Annotated in this window: 22 protein-coding genes; 9 read left to right on the top strand and 13 right to left on the bottom strand. The window is 65.6% G+C overall.

What is annotated here, in order from left to right:
• Nucleotides 1-152: 152 nt before the first annotated feature.
• The 7 genes from R6258_RS12855 to R6258_RS12825 all read left to right on the top strand — a co-directional run bounded on the left by R6258_RS12855 (nucleotide 153) and on the right by R6258_RS12825 (nucleotide 6,641).
• Nucleotides 153-1,178, top strand: a complete 1,026-nt coding sequence (locus R6258_RS12855; protein ID WP_318450876.1) for an SMP-30/gluconolactonase/LRE family protein — start codon at nucleotides 153-155, stop codon at nucleotides 1,176-1,178.
• 247 nt (nucleotides 1,179-1,425) lie between these two features.
• Nucleotides 1,426-2,244, top strand: coding sequence for a DUF1338 domain-containing protein (locus tag R6258_RS12850; RefSeq protein WP_318450874.1), 819 nt, complete (start codon nucleotides 1,426-1,428; stop codon nucleotides 2,242-2,244).
• A complete protein-coding gene (locus R6258_RS12845) occupies nucleotides 2,234-3,247 on the top strand; it encodes a succinylglutamate desuccinylase (protein WP_318450872.1) in 1,014 nt (337 codons plus the stop codon). Before R6258_RS12850 ends, R6258_RS12845 begins: the two co-directional genes overlap by 11 nt.
• Before the next feature lie 263 nt (nucleotides 3,248-3,510).
• Nucleotides 3,511-4,281, top strand: coding sequence for an ABC transporter ATP-binding protein (locus R6258_RS12840; RefSeq protein ID WP_318450870.1), 771 nt, complete (start codon nucleotides 3,511-3,513; stop codon nucleotides 4,279-4,281).
• 22 nt (nucleotides 4,282-4,303) lie between these two features.
• Nucleotides 4,304-5,017 (top strand): ABC transporter permease, encoded by a 714-nt coding sequence (locus tag R6258_RS12835; protein WP_318450868.1) that lies wholly within the window; start codon nucleotides 4,304-4,306, stop codon nucleotides 5,015-5,017.
• Complete coding sequence (locus R6258_RS12830; protein WP_318450866.1) at nucleotides 5,005-5,733, top strand: ABC transporter permease; 729 nt, start codon at nucleotides 5,005-5,007, stop codon at nucleotides 5,731-5,733. The genes R6258_RS12835 and R6258_RS12830 overlap by 13 nt, the downstream gene beginning before the upstream one ends.
• A 137-nt stretch (nucleotides 5,734-5,870) precedes the next feature.
• Nucleotides 5,871-6,641: a transporter substrate-binding domain-containing protein gene (locus R6258_RS12825; RefSeq protein WP_318451146.1), complete on the top strand. Its 771-nt coding sequence runs from the start codon at nucleotides 5,871-5,873 to the stop codon at nucleotides 6,639-6,641.
• Between the two features lie 155 nt (nucleotides 6,642-6,796).
• Here R6258_RS12825 and R6258_RS12820 read toward each other — a convergent pair whose 3' ends face one another.
• Genes R6258_RS12820 through R6258_RS12790 form a run of 7 tightly spaced genes read right to left on the bottom strand, consistent with a single transcriptional unit; the run spans nucleotide 6,797 to nucleotide 14,528 of the window.
• Entirely contained in the window at nucleotides 6,797-7,738 is a 942-nt protein-coding gene (locus R6258_RS12820) for a hydroxymethylglutaryl-CoA lyase (protein ID WP_318450865.1), read from the bottom strand.
• Nucleotides 7,735-9,678: an aconitate hydratase gene (locus R6258_RS12815; protein ID WP_318450863.1), complete on the bottom strand. Its 1,944-nt coding sequence runs from the start codon at nucleotides 9,676-9,678 to the stop codon at nucleotides 7,735-7,737. The genes R6258_RS12820 and R6258_RS12815 overlap by 4 nt, the downstream gene beginning before the upstream one ends.
• Complete coding sequence (locus R6258_RS12810; protein ID WP_318450861.1) at nucleotides 9,671-10,192, bottom strand: TRAP transporter small permease; 522 nt, start codon at nucleotides 10,190-10,192, stop codon at nucleotides 9,671-9,673. Before R6258_RS12810 ends, R6258_RS12815 begins: the two co-directional genes overlap by 8 nt.
• Nucleotides 10,193-10,203: 11 nt before the next feature.
• Nucleotides 10,204-11,250, bottom strand: coding sequence for a TRAP transporter substrate-binding protein DctP (locus tag R6258_RS12805; protein ID WP_318450858.1), 1,047 nt, complete (start codon nucleotides 11,248-11,250; stop codon nucleotides 10,204-10,206).
• A gap of 56 nt (nucleotides 11,251-11,306) precedes the next feature.
• Nucleotides 11,307-12,599: a TRAP transporter large permease gene (locus R6258_RS12800; RefSeq protein ID WP_318450857.1), complete on the bottom strand. Its 1,293-nt coding sequence runs from the start codon at nucleotides 12,597-12,599 to the stop codon at nucleotides 11,307-11,309.
• A gap of 13 nt (nucleotides 12,600-12,612) precedes the next feature.
• Nucleotides 12,613-13,812, bottom strand: coding sequence for a CaiB/BaiF CoA-transferase family protein (locus R6258_RS12795; RefSeq protein ID WP_318450855.1), 1,200 nt, complete (start codon nucleotides 13,810-13,812; stop codon nucleotides 12,613-12,615).
• A gap of 41 nt (nucleotides 13,813-13,853) precedes the next feature.
• A complete protein-coding gene (locus R6258_RS12790; protein WP_318450853.1) occupies nucleotides 13,854-14,528 on the bottom strand; it encodes a GntR family transcriptional regulator in 675 nt (224 codons plus the stop codon).
• Nucleotides 14,529-14,668: 140 nt separating this feature from the next.
• Here R6258_RS12790 and R6258_RS12785 point away from each other — a divergent pair, with 140 nt between their 5' ends.
• Together R6258_RS12785 and corA are read left to right on the top strand one after the other, a co-directional pair.
• Nucleotides 14,669-15,058, top strand: a complete 390-nt coding sequence (locus tag R6258_RS12785; protein WP_318450851.1) for a SirB2 family protein — start codon at nucleotides 14,669-14,671, stop codon at nucleotides 15,056-15,058.
• 153 nt (nucleotides 15,059-15,211) lie between these two features.
• A complete protein-coding gene (gene corA / locus R6258_RS12780; RefSeq protein WP_318450849.1) occupies nucleotides 15,212-16,165 on the top strand; it encodes a magnesium/cobalt transporter CorA in 954 nt (317 codons plus the stop codon).
• 42 nt (nucleotides 16,166-16,207) lie between these two features.
• Here corA and cadR read toward each other — a convergent pair whose 3' ends face one another.
• The 6 genes from cadR to R6258_RS12750 all read right to left on the bottom strand — a co-directional run bounded on the left by cadR (nucleotide 16,208) and on the right by R6258_RS12750 (nucleotide 23,319).
• Complete coding sequence (gene cadR / locus R6258_RS12775) at nucleotides 16,208-16,663, bottom strand: Cd(II)/Pb(II)-responsive transcriptional regulator (RefSeq protein WP_318450847.1); 456 nt, start codon at nucleotides 16,661-16,663, stop codon at nucleotides 16,208-16,210.
• 162 nt (nucleotides 16,664-16,825) lie between these two features.
• Nucleotides 16,826-17,545, bottom strand: a complete 720-nt coding sequence (locus R6258_RS12770) for a glutamine amidotransferase-related protein (protein WP_318450845.1) — start codon at nucleotides 17,543-17,545, stop codon at nucleotides 16,826-16,828.
• 56 nt (nucleotides 17,546-17,601) lie between these two features.
• A complete protein-coding gene (locus R6258_RS12765) occupies nucleotides 17,602-18,786 on the bottom strand; it encodes an iron-containing alcohol dehydrogenase (protein WP_318450843.1) in 1,185 nt (394 codons plus the stop codon).
• A gap of 88 nt (nucleotides 18,787-18,874) precedes the next feature.
• Nucleotides 18,875-20,260, bottom strand: coding sequence for an aldehyde dehydrogenase family protein (locus R6258_RS12760; RefSeq protein ID WP_318450841.1), 1,386 nt, complete (start codon nucleotides 20,258-20,260; stop codon nucleotides 18,875-18,877).
• Nucleotides 20,261-20,394: 134 nt separating this feature from the next.
• A complete protein-coding gene (locus R6258_RS12755) occupies nucleotides 20,395-21,774 on the bottom strand; it encodes a glutamine synthetase (protein ID WP_318450839.1) in 1,380 nt (459 codons plus the stop codon).
• Between the two features lie 45 nt (nucleotides 21,775-21,819).
• Nucleotides 21,820-23,319, bottom strand: a complete 1,500-nt coding sequence (locus tag R6258_RS12750; RefSeq protein ID WP_318450837.1) for an amino acid permease — start codon at nucleotides 23,317-23,319, stop codon at nucleotides 21,820-21,822.
• Nucleotides 23,320-23,487: the final 168 nt, after the last annotated feature.

Raw genomic sequence — 23,487 nt, 5'->3', positions numbered from 1 at the left:
ATCTCGGCGCGGTACTGTAGCGACACGAGCCATTTACCGACCCCATCTCCTCACCATGGCGCCGTGGAACTTCTACAGTTGATAGGGGCACGCTGCCCGGACCTCGAAAGGTCGCGGCCCGCACAAATCGACAAACAAAAGGAATGCGCACTATGAAACTCGGACGCCGTCAGTTTCTGTCCGCCTCGGCCGCATTGGCCGCCGCCTCTACCGCCCCGGCGCTGTTCGCCCAGGCCAGGACGCCCCAGCCCAGCCGCTACCCGGCCGATGTCTGGCAAACCATCGACGATCGCTTCAAGCAGTTCGTCCTGTTCAACACCCCGCTCGAGCGTCACTGGTCCGGCGGGCTGTGGCTGGAGGGTCCGGCCTGGAACGCCGTGGGCCGCTACGCGGTATTCAGCGACATTCCCCGCGCCCTGCAGATGCGTTGGGACGAAGTCACCGGCGAGGTCAGCGTCCTGCGCCACGAGGTCGGGCACTCCAACGGCAACACCTTCGACGCCCGAGGCCGGCTGGTCGCCTGCGAGCACTATCCGCCGAAGGTCGTGCGCTACGAATGGGACGGCTCGACCACCGTGCTGGCCGAGACCTATCAGGGCAAGCCGCTCAATGCGCCCAACGACCTGGTCGCGGTCGGCTCGGGCGGCATCATCTTCACCGACCCGGGCTACGGCGCCCACGTCGACTACGAGGGCCACAAGCGCGAACTGGAACTCGAGACCGCGGTGTACTACATCGACGACAGCCTCGATGAGCCGGTCGTCCTGACCACCGCGCTGTTCAAGCCCAACGGGATCGCTCTGGGGCCGGACAAGCAGACGCTGTTCGTCAGCGACACCGCGCCCTCGCACTATCCCCAGAAGCCGGCCACCATCACCCGCTACAAGCTCTCGCCGGACTACCGGAAACTGCAGGATGAAAAGCAGATCGTCGCCAGCCCCAAGGAAACCTACGACGGCATGACCTGCGATGCGCAGGGTAACGTCTGGGCCGCCACCTCGGGCGGCGAGGGGATCGACGGCGTGTCGGTGTTCGACCGCGAAGGCGCGCTGCTCGGGCGCATCCTGCTGCCCGAGGTCTGCGCCAACGTGTGCTTCGTCGGTGACGACCGCAACCGATTGCTGATGACCGCGAGTCAGTCCATCTACACCCTTTATACCGGCGCCAAGGGCGCCTGATCCGGGCCCACCCAAGCAGACACCGCCCGGTCAGGCTGATTCCCGGGCGGTTTTCATTATCTCACCCGCGTTTTTCATCAGCTCGACGTGGCCCCTTGCCGGGCGCGCGGCTCGCGCCGGATGGTTAAGCGATGATGATCGCTTTGGCTAATCGGGCATTCGCCCGGCTACTTGAGGCTACTAGTTAGTAGCCCGCGACTGCGACGCGCATCCGACTAATCCGAGCACAACAACAGCAAGGCATGCCATGACACTCGAGACGTTCTTCGCCCAGCTGTGGGACGACTACATCGCCATGACGCCTCAGGCGCAGCGCATCCACGATGCGTTCATCGCCGACGGCGAGAGCATCATCAACGATCATGTGGCCTTTCGGACCTTCGATCGCGGGCCGATCACCCTCGCCGATCTGGAGCCGCATCTACTGGGGCTGGGCTACACGCGCTACGAGCCCTACGATTTCGCGGCCAAGAAGCTGCGCGCCTATGGCTACCTGCCGCCGGCCGACGACCAGCCGCGAGTGTTTCTTTCCGAACTCAAGTGCGACGAGCTATCGTCCTCCGCCCAGCGCATCATCGACGCGCTCGTCGCCCAGATCGATCCCGCGCGGGTCGCCACGCCCGACGTGCTGTGGGCCGGCCGACTGTGGGACGCGCCAAGTTTCGAGGACTACCAGGCACTGATGGCAGAGAGCGAGTACGCCGCCTGGCTGGCCATCATCGGCCTGCGCGCGAATCACTTCACCATCAGCGTCAATCAGTTCCGGGCCTACGACAGCGTCGAGAAGGTCCTGGCCAAGGTCGAGTCGCTGGGGCTGGGCATCAACGAGTCGGGCGGTCGCATCAAGGGTTCCCCCGAGGTGTTGCTCGAACAGGGCTCGACGCTGGCCGACCGGGTCGAGTTCACCTTCGCCGGCGGCCAGGTCGAGAAGATCCCCAGTTGCTACTACGAGTTCGCCAAGCGCTATCACGACGCCGACGGCAAGCTTTATCAAGGGTTCGTCGCCGCCAGTGCCGACAAGATCTTCGAATCCACCGACATCCGCGGCGACCGACATGCTGGCTGAGTGGCTGGCGTTGACGCTGGATGGCGAGGCGCCTGAAGCGCGTCAGGGCCGCCTGCCCTTTGCCCGCTACGTGGTCCACGCTCCCGGCATCCTCGAACTGGTGCCCAGTGCCGCGCGTCATCAGGCGCGGGCCTGTGTGCTGTCGGCGGGCATCCACGGCAACGAAACGGCGCCCATCGAACTGCTCGGCGAGCTGCTCGCACGGCTCGAAGCCGGCCTGCTGCGCGTCGGTGCGCCAACGCTGATCATTCTCGGCAACATTCCGGCGCTACGCGCCGGTGAGCGCTTCATCGCGACCAATCTCAACCGGCTGTTCGACCGCGAGCAGCATGCCGAAGGCGACGAGGCGCAGCGCGCACGCCAGTTGATGGCCGCGGTGGATGACTTCTACGCGCGCCATTCGCAGCCCAGGCTGCACTATGACCTGCACACGGCGATCCGCGACAGTCGCTACCCGCTGTTTGCCGTCGAGCCCTATACGCAAGACGCCGCAACCGGCACCGAGCAGTGGCGCTGGCTGGCAGCCGCCGGCATCCAGGCGGTACTGCATCAGCATCGCCACAGCTGGACCTTCTCGCACTACTCGCGGCACTATCACGCGGCCCAAGCGTTTACGCTGGAACTCGGCAAGGTGCGCGCTTTCGGCGACAATGACCTCGCCGCGCTGCGCCCGATGCGTCATCTGCTCGAGGCGTTGATCGAAGGTCGCGAACCCGCCGGCGCCGATCCGCAGGCCATGGCCTTCTTCCAGGTCGAGCACGAGCTGATGCGTCAGGCCGAGGATTTCAAGCTCTGCTTCGCCGACGATACGCCGAACTTCACCCAGTTCGCCGCCGGCATCCGGCTGGCCGTGGACGCCGTAGCCGGTGACTTCGTCGTCAGGCCATCGCCGCTGGCGGTGGTGTTTCCCAACGCGGCCGTCGAGATCGGCGCCCGCGCCGCGCTGCTGGTGCGTCCGACGACAGCACCGAAGCCGGCGTCTGGCGGGTCGATAACCGATTAGCGAGCGCCCGGCGCTCGGTACGGCCCCGCGCCGACGCAGGCGATGGATAGCGGACAACAACAAGACAGAGGCACGTCATGCCCCCGACACGATATTTCGACCCGACGACCTTATTTCGACCAAAGTCGAATGACCAGACGCCACGCCGGTTCTGATCCTTGGCCGAGTGCCTGTTAGAATCGCTGCTTTTTCGCGCCGGCCTCGTTAGCAATCTCTCTTCAACGCCGACCGCACCGGCAAGATCCGTCACTGGAGCCCGACTCATGGCCGCAACACCCCTTCCGCTGGAAGTGATCAATCTCAAGAAGCGCTTCGGCGACAACGAAGTGCTCAAGGGTTTGTCACTCAAGGCCCACAAGGGCGACGTCATCAGCATGATTGGCGCGTCCGGCTCGGGAAAGAGCACCTTCCTGCGCTGCATGAACCTGCTCGAACAGCCCAACGAAGGCGACCTGATCGTTCACGGCGAGTCGATCAACTTCAAGCAGACCCGCCGCGGTCGCGAACCCGCCGACTGGCGCCAGGTCGAGCGCATCCGCGCCAAGCTGTCGATGGTCTTTCAGGGCTTCAATCTCTGGGCCCACATGACCCTGCTCGAGAACGTCGTCGAGGCGCCCATCCACGTACTCGGCAAGCCCAAGAAGGAAGCCCTCGAGCATGGCCGCGCCCTGCTCGACCGGGTCGGCCTGCTGGATCGCGCCGACTATTATCCGACCCAGATGTCCGGCGGTCAGCAGCAGCGCGGGGCGATCGCCCGCGCCCTGGCCATGGAGCCCGAAGTGATGTTGTTCGACGAGCCGACCTCGGCGCTCGATCCGGAACTGGTCGGGGACGTGCTCAAGGTCATGCGCGACCTCGCCGAGGAGGGCCGCACCATGATCGTCGTCACCCACGAGATGAGCTTCGCCCGCGATGTCTCCAACCAGGTGATCTACCTGCATCAGGGGCTGATCGAGGAGGCCGGCGCGCCCGCCGAGGTGCTGGAAAACCCGCAGTCGGAACGCCTCAAGCAGTTCCTGGCGCCCAAGTTCTGAGAGCTGGCTGGAGAGACTCCCCATGATCGACCTGCAAGGTTACGGGCCACGCCTGCTCGAGGGCGCCCTGATCACCATCGAGCTGGCCGTGCTGTCGCTGCTGCTGTCGGTGGTTCTCGGCCTGCTCACCGCCACCGCCAAGATGTCGCGCAACTGGCTGGCCCATCGCATCGCTACGCTCTATACCACGCTGATCCGCGGGGTACCCGACCTGGTACTGATGATGCTGCTGTTCTTCGGCGGCCAGATCGGCATCAACATGGTCACCGACTGGCTCTACTATCAGTTCGACATGGACATCTTCATCAATATCGATGAGTTCATCGCCGGCGTGGTGACCATCGGCTTGATCTTCGGCGCCTACATGGGCGAGACCTTCCGCGGCGCCTTCATGGCGGTGGAAGGTGGCCAGATCGAGGCGGCCCGCGCCTACGGCATGTCCGAGTCGCTGATGTTCCGCCGCGTGCGCTTTCCGCAGATGATGCGCCATGCGCTGCCGGGACTGTCCAACAACTGGATGGTGCTGCTAAAGACCACGGCGCTGGTGTCGGTGATCGGTCTCACCGATATGGTGCGGGTCGCCGAGGAAGCCGCCAAGGCCACCCACGAGCCGTTCACCTTCCTGATTCCGGTGGCGGTGATCTACCTGCTGATTGCCAGTCTCTCGGAATGGTTCTTCGCGCACCTGCAGAAACGCTACGACGTCGGCTTCGGAGGTGAAGAATGCAACAACTGAACGCCTGGTTTACCGACCTGCTGGCCGGTAACGAGATCTTTACCGCCAATACCCTCGGTTATTACGCCGAAGGCCTGGCGACCACCGTGCAACTGGTCTTCCTGTCGCTGATCATCGGTCTGGTAATGGCGGTGCCACTGGCCATCGGCCGGGGCTCCAAGCGTCCCTGGATCAAGTGGCCGATCTTCTTTTATACCTATGTGTTTCGCGGCACACCGCTGCTGATCCAGCTGTATATCATCTATTACGGCGTGGTCTTCGTGGAGGGGATCCAGGACACCTGGCTGTGGCTGATTCTCGAGGAACCCTTCTACCCGGCGCTGATCGCCTTCACGCTGAATACCGCGGCGTACACTACCGAGATATTCCGCGGTGCGATCAAGGCCACGGGCAAGGGCGAAATCGAGGCGGCGCGCGCCTACGGCATGTCGCGGGCCAAGATGATGCGACGAATCATCCTGCCCAGCGCCTTTCGCCGCGCCCTGCCGGCCTACGGCAATGAAGTGATCTTCATGCTGCACGCCAGCGCCATCGCCAGCGTGGTGACGATCATGGACCTGACCGGCGCGGCGCGCTTCGTCTATGCGCGCTTCTACGCGCCGTTCGACGCATTCCTGTTCGTCGCGGCGATCTACCTGTGCCTGACCTTCAGCATTCTCTATCTGTTCCGCTATCTCGAGAAGCGGCTGCTGGCCCATCTCAAGCCGCAGAGCTGAGAGCGGGCTGAAACGAGCGTTGGAAAAGTGCTGATAACAAGCGCTTTTCCCTCTTCCGACCCGGCGCGCGGTGAGATAACGTTAGCGGGTCATCGGCCAAGGTCGATCAATACAAGAACGGGGAATCACTACTCATGATGAAGAAATTGCTTTCCGTCACCCTGCTGGGCGCCGCCCTCATGGGCGGCACTGCGCAGGCCCAGGAAGACACCGTACGCTTCGCTGTCGACGTGCCCTACGAACCGATGGAATACCGCCTGCCGAGTGGCGAACTGACCGGCTTCGATATCGAGCTGGGCAACGCCCTGTGCAAAGAGATCGGCATCGATTGCGAATGGGTCGTGCAAGGCTGGGACGGTATCATTCCCGGACTGCTGTCGCGTAAGTACGACGCCATCATGTCGTCGATGACCATCAACGACCAGCGTCGCCAGCAGGTGCTGTTCTCCGACCCGTACTTCACGCCGCCCTCGGCCTGGTTCGTACCGGCCAAGAGCGACATCCGCACCCCCGCCAAGGAGACCCTCGAAGGCAAGAGCATCGGCGTTCAGCGCGGTACCCTGCAGGATAACTACGCCACCGACATGTACGGCGATGTCGCCAATATCAAGCGCTATTCCACTGCCGGCGACATGGTGCTGGACATGGAATCGAATCGCCTGGACATCGTGTTCCTCGACTTCCCGGTCGGCAAGTCCACGCTGCTCGACAGCGAAGAGGGTAACTACAAGGTGGTCGGCGGCATGATCACCGAGCCCAAGAAATATTTCGGCGACGGCTTCGGTATCGCCTTCCGTCAGCGCGACGAGGATCTGGCCCAGAAGTTCAACGACGCCCTCGCCACGCTCAAGGAAAACGGCACCTACGACGAGATCTTCGAAAAGTATTTCGGCAACAAGAAGCAGTAAGTCTCATCGTGGTCTTGCCCTTGAAGGGCTAATGACCGCAGCGGCCTTGCGCTTGGCGGCTTGACCCCGTCAGTCACGCCAAGGCAGTGCCCAAGAAAAGGATGGCCCTCGCGGCCATCCTTTTTCTTTTGCGGATTGCGGATTGCAGATTACGCTCAGCCCACCCGCTCGCGGGGCACGTTGCCGAGATGGCTCGCCGTCTGCCCTCCCGGCAGCGCGGCGATCAGGTCGGCCGCCTCGAGCAGGCGCGGCAGCGACACGCCGGTATGCACCTGTCCGCCATGCAGCGCATAGAGCAGATCCTCGGTGGCGGTGTTGCCCGTCGCGCCGGGCGCGAACGGGCAGCCGCCCAGTCCCGCCGTGGCGGCATCGAGCGCCGTCGCCCCGTGGTGGATGGCGAACAGCGCATTGGCCACGCCCATGCCGTAGGTGTCATGACCATGAAACGCCCACTTGAGCCGCTCGTCGGCGTGCCGCTCGCGCAGTCGGGTGAAGTGATCCGCCACCTGATAGGGCGAGGCCCGTCCGGTGGTGTCGCACAACGCGACTTCCAGCGAGACGTCCCTCACCGCATGGCGTGCCTTGTCGAGCACCGCATCGACCTGCGGCCAGCCGATGGTGCCTTCATAAGGGCAGTCGAAGCTCGTGCCCAGGTCCAGGCGCAGGCAGACGGCATCCTGCAGATCGCGCTCATGCAGCCGCTCGACGATGGCGGCCAGGCCCACCAGCGACTCGTCGACGCTCTGGCGCACGTTGCCCCGGTTATGGGATTCGGACACCGACACCACGTAGACCAGCTCGCGCAGGCCGCTGTCCAGGGCCCGCTCCGCGCCCTTGAGGTTGGGTACCAGCGCCGAGAAGCGCATGGCCGGACGGCGGTTGAAGGCCGCCACGATCTCGCCGATGTCGGCCATCTGCGGGATCGCCTTGGGACTGACGAAAGAGCCGATTTCCAGGCGCGTGATGCCCGCCTCGATCAGCGCCTCGATGCAACGGATCTTGTCGGCGGTGGGCAGCGGCTCGCGAATCGACTGGAAGCCGTCGCGCGGGGCGACTTCGACGATGTCGACGCGGGACGGCGGTGTCAGGGCATTCATGAGCGGCCCTCCATGTTCAGCCAGTTGATGACGCCGCCCCGGGACAGGATCGCCTGCTGCCGGGGGCTGAGCTCGTGGTGCAGATAGAGTGTATCGGTATCGTTGAGCGTGGCGACGACCCGCTGGCCCGCGGCGAGTTGCTGGCGCAGCCCGACAATCTGCAGACGGTCGCCCTGCTGCAGCCGGTCGATATCCGCCGGCTCCTCGAAGGTCAGCGGCAGCACGCCGAAGCACGGCAGGTTCTGCCAGTGGATACGCGCGATGCTTCTGGCGATGACCACCTGCAGGCCCAGAAAGCGCGGCACTAGCGCGGCGTTCTCGCGGCTCGAGCCCTGCCCGTAGTTGTCGCCGGCGACGATGATGTGTCCCGCGTCGCCACGTTCTTTCGCCCGCCCTACGTAACCGGGATCCACCGTCTCGAAGGTGAACTCGGCCGAGGCATGGATGTTGCTCCAGATCGGCAACACTCGAGCGCCGGCCGGGATGATGTCGTCGGTGGAGATGTTGTCGCCGACCTTGAGCAGCACCGGCGCGTCGATCGCCTCGGGCAGCGCCTCGAGCGCGGGCAGCGGCGGCGTGTTGTCGGTGGCGAGCAGCGATACGCCACGCGCCTTCTCCAGCGGCAGCGGCGGCATGAACATCCGCTCGTCGGCGGTCATGTCCTCGGGCTCGCGAATCCGGGGATAGGCCATGTCCAGCGTGCGCGGGTCGGTGATCACGCCGTGTAGCGCCGAGGCGGCGGCGGTTTCCGGGCTGCACAGGAATACGCTGTCCTCGCGGGTCCCCGAGCGACCGGGAAAGTTGCGCGGTACGGTGCGCAGGCTGTTGCGCCCAGCCGCCGGCGCCTGGCCCATGCCGATGCAGCCGTTGCAGCCCGGCTGGTGCAGGCGTGCGCCGGCCGCGACGAGCGAGGACAGGTGCCCTTCGTCGATGAGCGCCGCGAGAATCTGGCGCGTCGATGGGTTGATGTCCAGCGAGACGCCGTTGGCGACGTTGCGGCCCTTGACGATCTCGGCGGCCACCGCGAAGTCGCGGTAGCCCGGATTGCCCGAGGAGCCGACGTAGGCCTGGTAGACCGGCTCGCCGGCGACATCGCTGACCGGCACGACCTTGTCGGGACTCGACGGCAGCGCGATCAGCGGCTGGAGCTGCGACAGGTCGATGCGCTCGTCGATGTCGTAGGCGCAGCCCGGATCGGCGGCCAGCGGCGTCCACTCGGCCTCGCGGCCCCGTGAGGCCATGAACCGGCGGGTGACGTCGTCGCTGGGAAACACGCTGGTGGTCGCGCCCATCTCGGTACCCATGTTGGCCAGCACGTGGCGGTCCATGGCACCCAGCCCGTCCAGGCCCGGGCCGTAATATTCGAGAATGCAGTTGCGCGCCCCGGCCACGCCATGGCGGCGCAGCAGTTCGAGGACGATGTCCTTGGCGCTGACCCAATCGGGTAACTGGCCCACCAGCTCCACACCGATGATCCGCGGCATGGTCAGGTACAGCGGCTCGCCGGCCATGGCCATCGCCACCTCGATGCCGCCGGCACCGATGGCCAGCATGCCCAGCGCGCCGGCGGCCGTGGTATGGCTGTCGCAGCCGACCATGCTGTCGCCGGGCTTGCCGAAGCGCTCCATGTGCACCGGGTGGCTGATGCCGTTGCCGGGGCCGCTGTACCAGACCCCGAGCCGCTCGCAGGCGCTCTTCAGGAACAGGTGGGCGTCGGCGTTGATGTGGTCCTGCTGGATCAGGGTGTGATCGATGTACTGCACGCTCGGCGAGGTCGTCACCCGCTCGATGCCCATGGCGTCGAGCTCGAGCATGACCAGCGTGCCCAGGATGTCCTGCAGCAACGCCTGGTCCATGCGCAGGGCGACTTCCCGGCCCGGCACCATTTCACCCTCGACGAGGTGGGCGCCGATCAACTTGTGGCTAAGTGTCTCAGGCATGCGAGGCCTCCTTGCCGGTGGCAGGATGAACGAGACGGTAGGCGGCCTGGCAGGTCTCGATCAGAAACTGCAGGGCCAGGGCGCCGAAGCCGATCGGCAGCAGCGCGTAGGGGTAGACCATGGGCGTGCCGAAGGCGCTCGACACTCGCTCGCCGTACTCCCAGGCCTGCATCGCCATCAGCCCGCCGCGCCAGACCAGGATGGCGCAGAACGATACCCCGATCAGGCCGGTCAGCAGCGCGACCAGGGCCTTGGCCCGGCCGGGCAGCTTGTCGATGAAGAAGGTGATGCGGATATGCGCGTCTTGGCGCTGCGCCTCGGCCGCGCCGACCACCGCGAGGTAGACCAGCAGAAAGGAATTGATCTCCAGGCTCCAGCTGGTCGGTGCGGCGAAGAAGTAGCGCATGATGGCGTCGTAGCAGATGGTCAGCATCATGAACGCCAGCACCGCCATCGACGTCCAGCGCAGGACGGCCAGCAGGCCGTCCCATCCGCGCAAGGCTGGCTTGAGCATCGTCGCCCTCCTCACGCCTGGCCGAGCGCCAGCGCAATCGCCCGCTCGCCGACCTCCTGGCCCACCTGTTCCTTCCAGTGGGCCCAGACGGCGTGGGTGCCTTCGTTGAACGCCTCCAGGTCCTCCTCGCTGGGTTCGACGACCTTGACCCCGGCTTCCTTGACGGCGGGCCAGTACTTTTCGGGGTACACCACGTCGTTGCAATGGCTGGCGAAGTTGTCGGTGTACCACTGACTGGCGCCCTGCAAGGCCTGCTTGGTGCCGTCGTCCAGCGCGTCCCAGCGCGAGCGCAGCATGAACGGCGCCACGGTGAAGGCAGTCAGCGGCAGCTCGTAGCAGGTGCCGAGCTGCTCGTGGAGGCTACGCCCATAGATGGTGGAGATATTGGCCACCGCCGCATCCACCGTGCCGCGCTGCAGCGCCAGATAGGTCTCCGACGAGGGGATGCGTACCGCGGCGATGTTGTAGGGCTCCAGGGCCTTGGTGGCTTCGAAGCTGACGATGCGGACCTTCTTGCCGCGCAGCGCCTCCAGCGAGGTGATCGGGCTGGCCTGGGTGCTCCAGATATACTCGGGCTCGAGAATGCCGCCGCCCGAGGACAGCATGTAGAGATTGTCCTTGGCCAATTCCTCGTTGATCAATTGGAACAGCGGGCTGTCCTGGGCCAGGCGATCGGGATTGCGGTAGAGCTCGCCCACCACGCCGGGTAGCCCGGTGATGCCCAGGATCGGCAGCGAACGGGTGATGTACGAGGTGGTATGGAACATGAAATCGATGCTGCCGGCACGCAGCGCCGGGAGTTGCTCGTCGGCCTTGAGCAACTGGCCGGAATGGTAGAAGTCGACACTGGTCGCCTCGCCGCCGTTCTGCTTGAGGTAGTCGACGAAGCCGTTGGAGCCGTAGCTCAACGCCTCGTACGACGGCGTGATGTAGGTCACGCCGGTCAGGGTGGTGGCGGCCATGGCCGGCCGCGCGAACAGACTGTGGCCGCCGAACAGCGTCGCACCGGCGGTGGCGAAGGTACCGTACTTGAGGAGTTCTCGACGAGTGACTGGCATGGTGACGCTCCTTGGGTTGTTGTTGTGGGTTATCACGCGTGGATGGATCGCCGGGCTCACATCAGGCCCGGCAGCCAGAGGCTGATGCTGGGAAACAGCACGAACAGCATCAGGACCAGGAACTGCACCGCCACGAAGGGCAATGCACTGCGAATGATTTCCTCGATCGACAGCTCGGGACACACCCCGCGCAAGGCATACAGGTTGAGCCCTACCGGCGGCGTGACCACGGCGATCTCGAGGTTGAGCACCAGCACGATGCCGAACCACAGCGGGTCGTAACCCAGCGCCTGGATTAGCGGCAGCAGCACCGGCGTGGTGACCACGATCAGCGATACCGCGTCGACGATCATGCCGAGCAGCACCAGCAGCACCATCACCGCCATCAGGATGGCCCACGGCGGCAGCGTGCTGGCGGTCAGCATCTCGGTGAGGATCTGCGGCACTCGCACCAGGTTGAGGTAATCGCCGAAGATCTTGGCGCAGCCGATGATCAGCAGGATGGCGCCACTGATGCGCACCGTAGACCCGAGGATCTCGAGCAGCCTGCGCCACGACAGCGAGCGGAACACCACCGTCGCGATCAGCAAGGCGCCCAGCGCGCCGATCCCGGCGGCCTCGCTCGGCGTTGCGAGGCCGGAATAGATCGAGCCGAGCACGGCCACGACCAATAGCGCGGCGTGCCAGATATTGGCCAGGCTGCGAAAGCGCTCGCCCCAGCTGAAGCGCTCGGTGGCCCGCGGCGCCTCTTCGGGGCGTAGCCCTACTCGCAGGTAGATATACAGCGACAGCGCCAGGGCCAGCACGATGCCCGGCACGATACCGCCGATGAACAGATCGGCCACCGACACGCTGGACACCGCGCCGTAGATGATGAACGGCACGCTGGGCGGGATCAGCATCGCCAGCGCCCCGGCGCTGACCACCGATCCGGCCGCCAGCGAGCGGCTGTAGCCCCGCTCGAGCATCTGCGGCACGGCGATCGAGCCGACGGCGGCGACCCCGGCCAGGCTCACCCCGGACACCGCCCCGAACATCGCCGAGGCGCCCACCGAGGAGATCGCCAGGCTGCCGCGCAGCCAGTTGAGCCAGCGCACGGCGGCCTGGAACAGGCTGGCCCCTACCGGCGTCGCGCCGAGGAAGTTGCCCATCAGCACGAACAGCGGCAGGGCGATCAACTCGAAGCTGTTGAGCTGGCCGAACAGCGACGAAGGGGCGAAGAAGAACGCCAGCGAGCCCTTGGCCAGGTACAGCCCGACCAGCCCCGAGAACCCCAGGGCCAGGAAGATGGGCATACCTAGGCCGATCAGTGCCACCAACGCCAGCAGGACGATTACGGTGTCGTTCATGGTCGCACTCCGCTCAGATCACGCCGCTGTCGCGCAGGGCGGCGATGCCGGCATCGTCGAGCGCCAGCCACTCCTTGAGCACCGCCCCGGTGTGCTCGCCCAGCGCCGGCCCGACGTGGCGCACACGGCCCGGCGTGGCCGACAACCGCGGGAAGACGTTCTGCATCGGCAAGGGTCGGCCGTGGCGGTCCGCGACCTCGACGATCGCCTCGCGGGCCTTGAAGTGCGGATCGTCGAGCATTTCCGGCGCGCGATAGACCAGCCCGGCGGGCACGCCGCCCTCGGCCAGCCAGGCGACGATGTCGTCGGCGTCGTGCTGACGGGTCCAGCCGGCCACCACGTCGTCGATGGCCTGCTGGTGCTCGCCGCGTGCGCGGTGGGTGGCGTAATCCGGATGGTCGGCCAGGGTGGGCTGGCCCATCACCTCGCAGAGACGACGAAACACCGTGTCCTGGTTGGCGCCGATGATCACGTCGCGCCCGTCGCGGGCCGGATAGGCGTTGGACGGGGCGATCTTGGGCAGGAAGCTGCCGCTGCGCTCGCGGATCTTGCCGGCGCGGGCATAGTCGGGGATCAGGCTTTCCATCATGCCCAGCACCGACTCGAAGATCGCGCTGTCGACCACCTGGCCGCGCCCGGTGCGCTCGCGCTGGTGCAGGGCGACCAGCGCGCCGAGCGCGCCGTGCACGCCGGCCAGGGTATCGCCCAGCGAGATCCCGACCCGCACCGGGGCGCGATCGGGATAACCGCTGATGTAGCGCAACCCGCCCATCGCCTCGCACACGGAAGCGAACCCGGCCCGCGTAGCGTAGGGGCCGTCCTGGCCGAAGCCGGTCACGCGGACCATGATCAGGCCGGGATTGCGCCGGGCCAGGTCGTCGTAGCCCAGCCCCCATTTTTCCATCGTGCCGGGGCGAAAGTTCTCGATGAGGATGTCGGCCTCGCCGGCCAGGTCGCGCAGGACCGCCTGGCCGCGCGACTGGCGAAGATCGAGGGTCAGCGACTTCTTGTTGCGGCCGATGACGTTCCACCACAGCGGCTCGCCGTTGGCGTCGGCCTCGCCCCACTGGCGCATGGCATCGCCCTTGCCGGGAGGCTCGATCTTGATCACGTCGGCGCCGAAGTCGGCCAGCACCTGGCCGCAGTAGGGGCCGGCGATCAACTGGCCAAGCTCGAGCACCTTGAGGTCGGTAAGCGGCGTGTCGGGAAGCATTGTTGTTGTCGCCCTCGTGTTGGTTGTCGTTCGGGAGGCGCTCAGCCTCTTCCGCCATCCTCGAAGTGCAGATGCAAGTCGCGCGCCGCCAGCAGATGAGCACGCATCACGTTCTCGGCCCACTGGGCGTTGCCCGCCTCGATGGCGATCAGCATCTCGCGGTGATGGCGCATGCTGCGCAGCAGGTGATCGTGTTGATAGTTCTGCAGGTTGCGTCGTGTCACCGAGGTGCGCACCACCATGTCGAGCACCGTGGCCAGCCGCTGGCTGCCCGAGGCGCGGATCAGCTCACGATGGAACTCGTGATTGAGTGCCGCGATCTCGTTGCGTGCCGACTCGCTGGCCTGCTCGGCCAGCAACTCCATGCGCTTGGCCAGTTGCTGCAGGTGTTTCAACTGGGCCGGCTGGATATGCTGCGTGGCGCGATGAATGGCCAGCGGCTCGAGCAACAGCCGGATCTCGAAGACTTCCCGGGCGTCCTGTTCGGTCCAGGCCGTGACACGGGCGCCATGGTGGGGAATCGCCTCCAGCCAGCCCTCGGACACCAGCTCGCGCAGCGCCTCGCGCACGGGCGTGCGACTGACCTCGAGCTCCCTGGCCACGCCGGTTTCGCGCACGTAGTCGTGGGGCTGGTAGCTGCCATCGAGGATGCGACGTTTGATCGCCTCGTAAACCTGGGCCACCGCCGTAGGATAGGACGTCTGTCTCGTCGTCACGGTTCGCACCTATTGCATGCAATCCAAGCGTAGGAGCTGGTCAAATACGCTGCGCATTGCGCTTTAGTCGTAAAGTTGTATGCAATTCAAGCGCTGCGTACCGGCAATAAAGGCTTCGTCAGCAACACGAGGGAAATCGAGTGGATTACTTTCTCGTCAAGCAGATTCACATGACCGCCGCCGGCCTCAGCCTGGCGCTGTTTTGCCTGCGGGCCTGGTGGTCGGTGCGCGAATCGCCGCAATTGCAGCAACGCTGGGTGAAGACCTTGCCGCACCTGATCGATACGGTGCTGCTGGTGGCAGGCGTCACGCTGATGATCATGCTGCGCGCCTGGCCGACGCAGCAGCCGTGGCTGGCGGCCAAGCTGGTCGGCCTGGTGGCCTACATCGTCATCGGCACGCTGGCGATCAAGCGCGGCAGGACGCCGACGATACGCGCCGTGGCGGCACTCGTCGCGATTGCCATCTTCGTCTATATCGTCGGCGCGGCGCTGTCGCACCACCCCGGGTCGTGGCTGGCGCGACCGTAACGGCCATGCGGCGAAAGACTGCCTGGGGTGCCCTGCGTTCGCGGGGCGGGGATTTCGCTTTTACATCGGCTGCGCCAAGCGATGCGCGACGGTTGGCTAGACGCATGCGAACGCCTAATCTGAGCGCACGCCACCGGATAATCAGGGACATCGATGATTCGCACCTTTGAGCTTCACCGTCAGACCATCAAGGAAGTCACCGAAGAGACGCAGCCGCTGGCCCGGCGCCTCGCCCAGTCCACCTGGATCGATGCCCACGAGCCCGACGACGAGGAGCGCGACCGGCTCAACGCCTTCCTAGCCGACGAACTGCCCGCAGGAGAGGACGTAGAGGAGATCGAGTCCTCGGCGCGCTACTTCGTCGATGCCGACGGCATTCACGTCCACTCGCTGTTTCTCTCCCAGAGCGAGGGCCGCCACGGCAACACCACGGTCGCCTTCATCCTGCAGCCGGAGCGGCTGATCACCTTCCGCGACTGCGAACTCGCCGACTTCCGGCTGCTGCGGCTACGTGCGCGCAGCGGTCAGGTCGAGGCCAGCTCGGCGCAGACGCTGATGATGACCATCTTCGAGCAGAAGGTCGAAAACCTCGCCGACACGCTGGAGGACATTCACCGCAAGCTCGAGGATGTCAGCCATCTGGTACTCGAGGAGGAAGGCTCGGACCTCGAGGACGCCATCGACCAGCTCGCCAAGCTCGAGGACAGCAACGGCAAGATTCGGTTGTGCCTGATGGATACCCAGCGCTCGGTATCATTCCTGATCCGCCACCTGCGCGGCCACAGCGAGATCCAGGAAACCGCCCGCGAGGTGATGCGCGACGTCGAGACGCTGATGAGTCACACCGCCTTCCTGTTCGACAAGATCAACTTCCTGATGGACTCCACTCAGGGCTTCATCAACATCCAGCAGAACCAGATCATCAAGATCTTCTCGATCGCCGCGGTGGTGTTCCTGCCGCCGACCCTGGTCGCCAGCATCTACGGCATGAACTTCACCCATATGCCGGAACTCACCTGGACATTCGGCTATCCGTTCGCGCTGGGTCTGATGGTGGTCGCCGGCGTATCGCCGTACCTGTATTTCAAGCACAAGAACTGGCTGTGAGGCGCCGGCCCGGGCTCTAGCAGGAGGGATCGATCCTCGCGTTCAGTGCGAGTGCGCGCCGCCGATATGGCCCACCGCCGGCGGCGCGCCGGTCTCTTCCTCGTCGGCCGGCTGGGCGAGTTCGCGGAGAATACCGCAGGCGCCGGTCTCGTCGTCGCCGCGACAGCGGGCGCGCAGCTCGATCAGCGCATCACGCAGGCTGTTGAGCTGGGCGAGGCGTGTTTCGACATGACCGATGTGCTCGTCGACCAGGTCGTTGACCTCGGCGCAATCGCGCTCGGGATGGTCGCGGTGCAGCAGTAACCGGCGGATCTCGCCCAGCGTCATGTCCAGCGCCCGGCAATGGCGGATGAACGTCAAGCGCTCGACGTGCATCATTCCGTAGAGCCGATAGTTGCCGGCGCTGCGCGCCGGCTCGGGCAACAGCCCCTCGCGCTCGTAATAGCGTATCGTCTCGACCTGACAGCTGGTACGTCGTGCCAGTTCACCAATCTTCATGATGCCCCTCCTCCACCTGCCGCACTCGCTGGTGCAAGCCCTGGCCTGTCGATTGTCCATCCCGGCTTCAGTGTAGAGCCTGAGACAAACGCCTGACCATCGAGTTCGGGGTCGTCCCTGGGAAAGCTGCTTTGCCGGGACGCAGACCGGCACCGAATACCGCTAGCGCGCGCGATTGAGCGCCTGGCGCATGAAGTTGAGAATCCAGCGCACCATCAACTGGTCGTCGACCGGCGCGTTGAGCGAGGCCTGGCCTTCGCGGACCCGGTTGCCGGGGATCTTGCCGCGGCGACGCTCCATCAAATCCGCAGAGTAGGCCTTGGAAAACTCCGGATGGCCCTGTACGCCGAGGAAGGTCTCGCCGACCTGCATCACGTAGATCGGGCAGAAGTCGCTGGCGGCAAGCACCGTGGCACCCTCGGGCAGCCGCGACACCTGATCCTGGTGGCTGACCACCAGATCGAGCCCCTCCTGCCAGGGGTCCATCCAGTCGGCACACTCGGTGATCCGGTTGAACGACATGCCCACGCCCCAGCCGCGCTCGCTCTTGACCACCTCGCCACCCAGCGCCTTGGCGATCACCTGGTGACCGAAGCAGATCCCCACCAACGGCTTCCCGGCCGCCCACAGCTCACGCACGAAGCCGCACAACGATTCGATCCACGCGTCGCCATCGTTGGCCCCGTACTTGGAACCGGTGGTCAGCCAGGCATCCACGGCATCGACATCGCCGGGAATCTCGCCGTCCAGGCAACGCCACACCTGGAACTCGAGGGTCGGATCGACACTGGTGAACAGCCGCTCGAACATCTCCGGGTAGTTGCCGTGGCGGGGCTGCAGTTTCTCGTCGACGTCGTCGCACTGCAGCAGGCCGATTCGCATGGGCATTGTCTCCTTCAAGGGGTTTGGACGCGCCGTATTCTACCCAACCAGATTGGCTACAAACGACCCTCGACGGCGTTGCAAAACAGCGCCTGGTACTGTTCGGCGTCGAAGGCGATGGGGTTCGAGCCGGCCGATGGGTCGACCGCCGCCATGCGCCCCACCGTCTCGGCCTGGGCCAGGTCGATGTGCAGCTCGGCCAGGGTATGCGGGATACCGAGTCGCTCGCGCAGCTCGAGCACCCAATCGATGACCGCCGCGGTCCCCGGCTGGCGCAGGTCGAGATAGCGCCCCAGGCGCACCATCGGCTCACCGATCGAGCACTCGTTGGCGCGCAGCACGTAGGGCATGAGGATCGCGTTGAGGGTGCCGTGGTGGGCGTCGTACAGCGCACCCAACGGGTGGGCCAGCGCATGCATCGCGCCCAGCCCGCGCTGAAAGGCGGTAGCGCCCATCATCGAGGCGACCAGCATCTGCTGGCGGGCCTCGATATCCTGGCCGTCGCGATAGGCTGAGGGCAGAAAGTCGCGGATACGGCGCATGCCCTCCACGGCGATGCCCTCGGCCAGCGGATGATAGTTGGGCGCGCACCACGCCTCCAGGCAGTGCGACAGCGCATCCATGCCGGTCGCGGCGGTGATCGCCGGCGGCAGGCCGATGCAGAGCTCGGGGTCGAGAATCACCGTCGACGGCATCATGTTGGGATGGAAGATGATCCGCTTGACCCGCGCCTGCTCGTCGGTGATCACCGAAGCCCGACCGACCTCGGAGCCGGTGCCGGCGGTGGTGGGCACGGCGACGATCGGCACGATCGCCGCGCCGTCGGCGTGCTTCCAGTTATCGCCGATATCCTCCAGCGACCAGATCGACAGGCCATCGGGCTGCTTGGCCATCAGCGCCACCGCCTTGGCGGCGTCCAACCCCGAACCGCCGCCGAAGGCGATCACTCCGTCGTGACCGCCGTCGCGAAAGGCGGCCACGCCATCGGTCACGTTGGTGCCGGTGGGGTTGCCCTTGACGGCACTGAACAGCCCGCAGTCGAGCCCCGCCTCGCGACAGCCGGCGAGCGCCGCCTCGACCATCGGCAGCCTGGCCAGGCCGGGATCGGTGACCAGCAGGGGCGCACGCATGCCCAGTGTCCGGCACGCCTCGGGCAACTCGCGTATCCGGCCGATGCCCGTGCGTATCTCGGTGGGATAACTCCAGGTGGTGGTAAATGCGCTCATGTCTTTACGGCTCATGGTGACCTCGTTTCGCTAGAGCCGTCAGCTCGAAGCTGTAAGCTTTAAGTAAAATCGGCTTACGGCTTACGGCTTACGGCTTACGGCTTTAAGCATGCTTGAGATGGAACGACTTGGGCCGGGTCAAGCTCTCGTAACCGATCCTCGACAGCGAGCAACCGCGCCCGGACTGCTTGACGCCGGTCCAGGCCAGCTCGGGATCGAGATAGTCGCAGCGGTTGGTGAACACCGTGCCGGCTTCCAGCCGCCGGGCGAGCGTTTCGCCCGCGGCAAGGTCACGGGTGAATACCGCCGCGGTCAACCCGAACGGGCTGTCGTTCATCAATGCCACGGCCTCGTCGTCCGAAGCCACCGCCATCACGCCGACCACCGGCCCGAAGCTTTCCTCGGTCATCACCCGCATCGAATGGTCGACCCCGGTCAGCAACTGCGGTGCCAGGTAAGCGCTGCCGGGCGCCGACAGCGGGTATTCGCCGGGGTCGATCCACGCCCGGGCGCCCGCGGCGACGGCCTCCTCGATCTGATTGCGTACGAAGTCCGCCGCCTCGGGACGCACCAGCGGGCCCAGGGTGGTCGCCGGATCGCTGGGGTTGCCGAGCTTGAGTTGGCGCAACCAGGCCACCGCGCGCTCGACGAAGGCCTCGAAGAGGGACTGAGCGACGTAGATGCGCTCGATGGCGCAGCAGCTCTGCCCCGAATTGAAGAAGGCGCCGTCCATCACTCCCTCGACGGCGGCATCCAGGTCGACGTCGGCGCGAATGTACGCCGGGTCCTTGCCGCCCAGCTCCAGCCCGCTGGCGATGAAGCGCCCGGCCAGGGCCGACTCGACCCGCTCGCCGCCGGCCACCGAGCCGGTGAACGAAACGTAGTCGATGCGCGGATCGCGCATCATGTCCTCGGCCGCCGCGTGCGACAGGTGCAGATGCTGAAAGACTCCCTCGGGCAGGCCGGCGACATCGAAGGCCTGCTGGATGCGCTCGGCGCACAGCGGAGTCTGGGAGGAATGCTTGAGGATCACCGCGTTGCCGGCCATGATCGCCGGCACGATCGCGTTCACCGCGGTCATGAAGGGGAAGTTCCAGGGCGCCACGACGAAGGCCACGCCCAGCGGCTCGCGGCTGATGTAGCGGGTAAAGCCCGGCTTGTCGGCGAGCCGGATCGGCGCCAGCGCCTGTTCGGCGAGTGCGATCATGCCCCGTGCGCGCTCCTCGAAGCCGCCGACCTCGCCGCCGGCCGCGGCGATCGGCCGGCCCATCTGCCAGGTCAGCTCCTCGGCCAGCTCATCGCGCATCGCCACGAAGGCATCGACCATCGCCGAGCAGTAGCGCGCCCGCTCGCCCAGCGGCACCTCGCGCCAGGCCCGCTGCGCGACACTCGCCCGGTCCAGGGTCGCCTCGACCCGCGCCGGATCGGCCAACTCGCGCTCGACGTAGACCGAACCATCCACCGGGGATATCGTTTTCTGTATAGCCATGAATGTTCCTTAGCTCACGAGCTTCGGGCTTCGAGCCACGAAACCCAAGCTCATCCAATCTTGCCCGTAGCCCGTAGCCCGTAGCCCGTAGCCCGTAGCCCGTAGCCCGTAGCCCGTAGCCCGTAGCCCGTAGCTCAGATGATTTCGAAATAGCGGTCCAACTCCCAATCGGTAATATGCTTGCGAAACTCGCGCTCCTCCCACTCGCGAGTCGCCGCGAAATGCTCGACGAAGGCATCGCCGAACAGCTCGCGCGCCGGGGCCGAGGCCTTGAGCCGCTGCGCCGCCTCCCACAGCGTGCGCGGAAGCGCCTGATGCGCGGGATGCTCCAGCGCATAGGCGTTGCCGACGACCTGCTCGTCGGGCTCGAGCTGATGCTCGATGCCGTACAGCCCCGCGCCGATCGCCGCCGCCAGCGCCAGGTAGGGGTTGGCGTCGGCGCTGCCCAGGCGGTATTCGACCCGCTGCGACTTGTCGCTGCCCGGTATGACGCGCAGCGCGCAGGTGCGGTTCTCGACCCCCCAGGTCGCCTCGGTGGGCGCCCAGAAGCCGGGGATCAGCCGCGTATAGCTGTTGATGGTCGGCGAGAACATCGCCAGCAATTCCGGCATCAGCTTCTGCTGACCGGCGACGAAGTGGCGCTGCACGTCGCTCATCGTGTAGGGCTTGTCGGCGTCGAAGAACGCCGACTTGCCGGTGCCGCGTTCGCGCAGCGACAGGTGGATGTGCCCGCTCTGACCGGGATAGTCGGGCGACCACTTGGCCATGAAGGTCGCCATCAAACCGCGCCGCTGGGCCCAGACCTTGACGAAGGTCTTGAACAGCGCGCCCTTGTCGCCGGCGGCGAGCGCGGCGTCGACGCCGATCGCCGCCTCCAGCACGCCGGGGCCGGTCTCGGTATGCAGCCCTTCGATGGGAAAGTCCATGGTCTCCGACAGCGCCAGCAGTTCATGGTAGAGCTCGCCGTGCACCGAGCTTCTGAGCATCGAGTACCCCATCATGTCGGGCGTCAGCGGCTTGAGGTTGCGAAAGCCCTTGTCGCGGATCGATTCGGGGGTTTCCTGGAACATGAAGAACTCGTATTCCAGCGAGCCGAACACCTCGAAGCCCAGCCCCTCGGCGCGCGCCAATACCCGCTCGAGCAGGCCGCGCGGGCAGATCTCCCGCGCCGGTCCGGCGAACTCGGCGAGAAACAGCAGCATGTCGCCTTCGAAGGGGATGTCGCGACAGCTTTCCGGGACGATGCGCAGCGGCGCGTCGGGGTAGCCGGTGTGCCAGCCGGTGAACTGCACGTTGTCGTAGAGCGCGTCCTTGCTGTCCCAACCCAGCACGACGTCGCAGAACGCGAAGCCGTTCTCGAGCGCATCGAAGAACTTCTTCTTGCTCATATACTTGCCGATCATCACGCCGTCGATGTCGAACAGTCCGACCTTGACGTGACTCAGCCCGCGGGACTCGACCAGCTGCCGGGCCTGGTCGGCGCTGGTCACTTCTCTGGCTTGCTTGACGCCCATCGCACTACCTCGCTGGCCGTGTTGTGGTTGTTATTGACGCTTGCCTCACGCGGTGCCCGCGCGTTCGCTGTGCTCGACGGCGAATTCCTCCTCGGGAGAGAGTATCAGACGATGCCGGCCGACCAGCGCAAAGTAGACGATGCCCACCGCGAACCAGGCCGCCACGCCCACCACGCCGATCCGATAGGTGGCGTCGGAAAGTTGGAAGAAGATCGTCACCACGGCGATGACGATGGTCACCCAGGCGCCGGCATTGCCGAACGGGCTGCGATAGGGGCGCTCCATGCCCGGGTAGTTCTTGCGCAGCAGGATGAACGAGACGGCCTGGGCGATGTAGGAACACATCGCCCCGAATACCGCCATGTTCAACAGGGTGCCGCCGATCACCGCCGAGCTCTGGTCGGCCCCCAGGCCGACGAAGCAGATCAGCATGATCGCCAGGCCGACCAGGGCGCCGGCGATCATCGCCACGTGCGGGGTCTTGCGCGAACCGTGGGTCACCGACAGGAAGGTCGGAAAGTAACCGGCACGCGACAGCGAATAGATCTGCCGGCCCTGGGCGAAGATGATGGTGTGGAAACTCGAGATCAGGCCGATGATCGCCACCAGTGCCAGGACCTTGGCGGTGCCCGCCCCGTAGATCGCCTTGAAGCCGTCGAGCAGCGGCTCGCCCGACTGGCCCAGCGCATAGGCACCCACGCCGGCGACCGAGGGGTTGAGAAACAGGATCATGAACGCCGAGATGATCAGCGTGATGATCCCCAGGATGATGCCCTTGGGCATGTCGCGCTTGGGATCGACCGACTCCTCGGCGGCCAGCGGCAGTTGCTCGATGGCCAGGAACAGCCATACCGCGAACGGCATCGCCGCCAGCGCGCCGACTATGCCCATCGGCAGGAAGGGACCGTTGCCGCCTTCCAGCAGCACGCCGCCCTCGCCGATGTTGAGCGCCCAGGCCGAGAAGTCGATATGCGGGAAGGCGCTGAACCAGAACACCAGCAGTACCGCCAGGGCGAGTAGCGTCACGCCCAGGGTGACCTTGAAGGAAAGCTCCACGCCGACGATGTTCAAGCCCACGAAGAGAATGTAGCCGAGCACCCACCACACCGGCTGGAAGGCCGTTCCGGTCTCGAATATCCCGGTCAGGTAGGAGCCGATGAAGAACACGATCACCGCGGGGGTGAGGATGTACTCGACGTTCTCGCACAGCCCGGTTATGAAGCCGCCCCACGGCCCCATCGACGAACGGGCGAAGGAGTAGGCGGCCCCGGTGTGTGGCAGCGCCGGCGACATTTCGGCGATGCAGAAGGTCAGGCCCAGGTACATCACCGCGATCAGCACGGTGGCGATCAGCATGCCGCCCCAGCCGCCCGAGGCGAGCCCCAGGTTCCAGCCGGAGTAGTGCCCGGAGATCACCGCGCCGACGCCCAGCGCCCAGAGCGACCAGGGCCCGGCGTGGCGTCGCAGCCCGCGCTTCTCGAAATAGGCGGCATCTTCGTGCCGGTAGTGGATGCTGCTCGTTTCCTTGCTGGTATTTGTCGTCATTGTTGTGCCCTTCCAGCTGAACCGGTGGCGCGGGCGAGCGACTCGCCACGCGCATACGCGACTACCGCGGCAACGTTCGCGGCTCACTGGAGTCTGGGCAGACTCACCCCGGCGCGGCAACTAGCATCGGTGGCGGCCACCGGATAGCTATCGAAAAAATCGATACTG

The sequence above is a fragment of the Halomonas sp. HP20-15 genome (assembly GCF_033446685.1).
GTDB lineage: Bacteria > Pseudomonadota > Gammaproteobacteria > Pseudomonadales > Halomonadaceae > Modicisalibacter.
This window is presented reverse-complemented; position numbering and strand designations above follow the sequence as displayed.

What these genes read in the sequence shown, in the direction of transcription:
- R6258_RS12830 (WP_318450866.1), top strand. Translation starts at nt 5,005, where the DNA reads ATGCAACAACTGAACGCCTGGTTTACCGACCTGCTGGCCGGTAACGAG.
- R6258_RS12810 (WP_318450861.1), bottom strand. Translation starts at nt 10,192, where the DNA reads ATGCTCAAGCCAGCCTTGCGCGGATGGGACGGCCTGCTGGCCGTCCTG.
- R6258_RS12800 (WP_318450857.1), bottom strand. Translation starts at nt 12,599, where the DNA reads ATGAACGACACCGTAATCGTCCTGCTGGCGTTGGTGGCACTGATCGGC.
- R6258_RS12805 (WP_318450858.1), bottom strand. Translation starts at nt 11,250, where the DNA reads ATGCCAGTCACTCGTCGAGAACTCCTCAAGTACGGTACCTTCGCCACC.
- R6258_RS12755 (WP_318450839.1), bottom strand. Translation starts at nt 21,774, where the DNA reads ATGGGCGTCAAGCAAGCCAGAGAAGTGACCAGCGCCGACCAGGCCCGG.
- R6258_RS12840 (WP_318450870.1), top strand. Translation starts at nt 3,511, where the DNA reads ATGGCCGCAACACCCCTTCCGCTGGAAGTGATCAATCTCAAGAAGCGC.
- R6258_RS12815 (WP_318450863.1), bottom strand. Translation starts at nt 9,678, where the DNA reads ATGCCTGAGACACTTAGCCACAAGTTGATCGGCGCCCACCTCGTCGAG.
- R6258_RS12850 (WP_318450874.1), top strand. Translation starts at nt 1,426, where the DNA reads ATGACACTCGAGACGTTCTTCGCCCAGCTGTGGGACGACTACATCGCC.
- R6258_RS12835 (WP_318450868.1), top strand. Translation starts at nt 4,304, where the DNA reads ATGATCGACCTGCAAGGTTACGGGCCACGCCTGCTCGAGGGCGCCCTG.
- R6258_RS12760 (WP_318450841.1), bottom strand. Translation starts at nt 20,260, where the DNA reads ATGGCTATACAGAAAACGATATCCCCGGTGGATGGTTCGGTCTACGTC.
- cadR (WP_318450847.1), bottom strand. Translation starts at nt 16,663, where the DNA reads ATGAAGATTGGTGAACTGGCACGACGTACCAGCTGTCAGGTCGAGACG.
- R6258_RS12845 (WP_318450872.1), top strand. Translation starts at nt 2,234, where the DNA reads ATGCTGGCTGAGTGGCTGGCGTTGACGCTGGATGGCGAGGCGCCTGAA.
- corA (WP_318450849.1), top strand. Translation starts at nt 15,212, where the DNA reads ATGATTCGCACCTTTGAGCTTCACCGTCAGACCATCAAGGAAGTCACC.
- R6258_RS12750 (WP_318450837.1), bottom strand. Translation starts at nt 23,319, where the DNA reads ATGACGACAAATACCAGCAAGGAAACGAGCAGCATCCACTACCGGCAC.
- R6258_RS12855 (WP_318450876.1), top strand. Translation starts at nt 153, where the DNA reads ATGAAACTCGGACGCCGTCAGTTTCTGTCCGCCTCGGCCGCATTGGCC.
- R6258_RS12765 (WP_318450843.1), bottom strand. Translation starts at nt 18,786, where the DNA reads ATGAGCCGTAAAGACATGAGCGCATTTACCACCACCTGGAGTTATCCC.
- R6258_RS12795 (WP_318450855.1), bottom strand. Translation starts at nt 13,812, where the DNA reads ATGCTTCCCGACACGCCGCTTACCGACCTCAAGGTGCTCGAGCTTGGC.
- R6258_RS12820 (WP_318450865.1), bottom strand. Translation starts at nt 7,738, where the DNA reads ATGAATGCCCTGACACCGCCGTCCCGCGTCGACATCGTCGAAGTCGCC.
- R6258_RS12770 (WP_318450845.1), bottom strand. Translation starts at nt 17,545, where the DNA reads ATGCGAATCGGCCTGCTGCAGTGCGACGACGTCGACGAGAAACTGCAG.
- R6258_RS12825 (WP_318451146.1), top strand. Translation starts at nt 5,871, where the DNA reads ATGAAGAAATTGCTTTCCGTCACCCTGCTGGGCGCCGCCCTCATGGGC.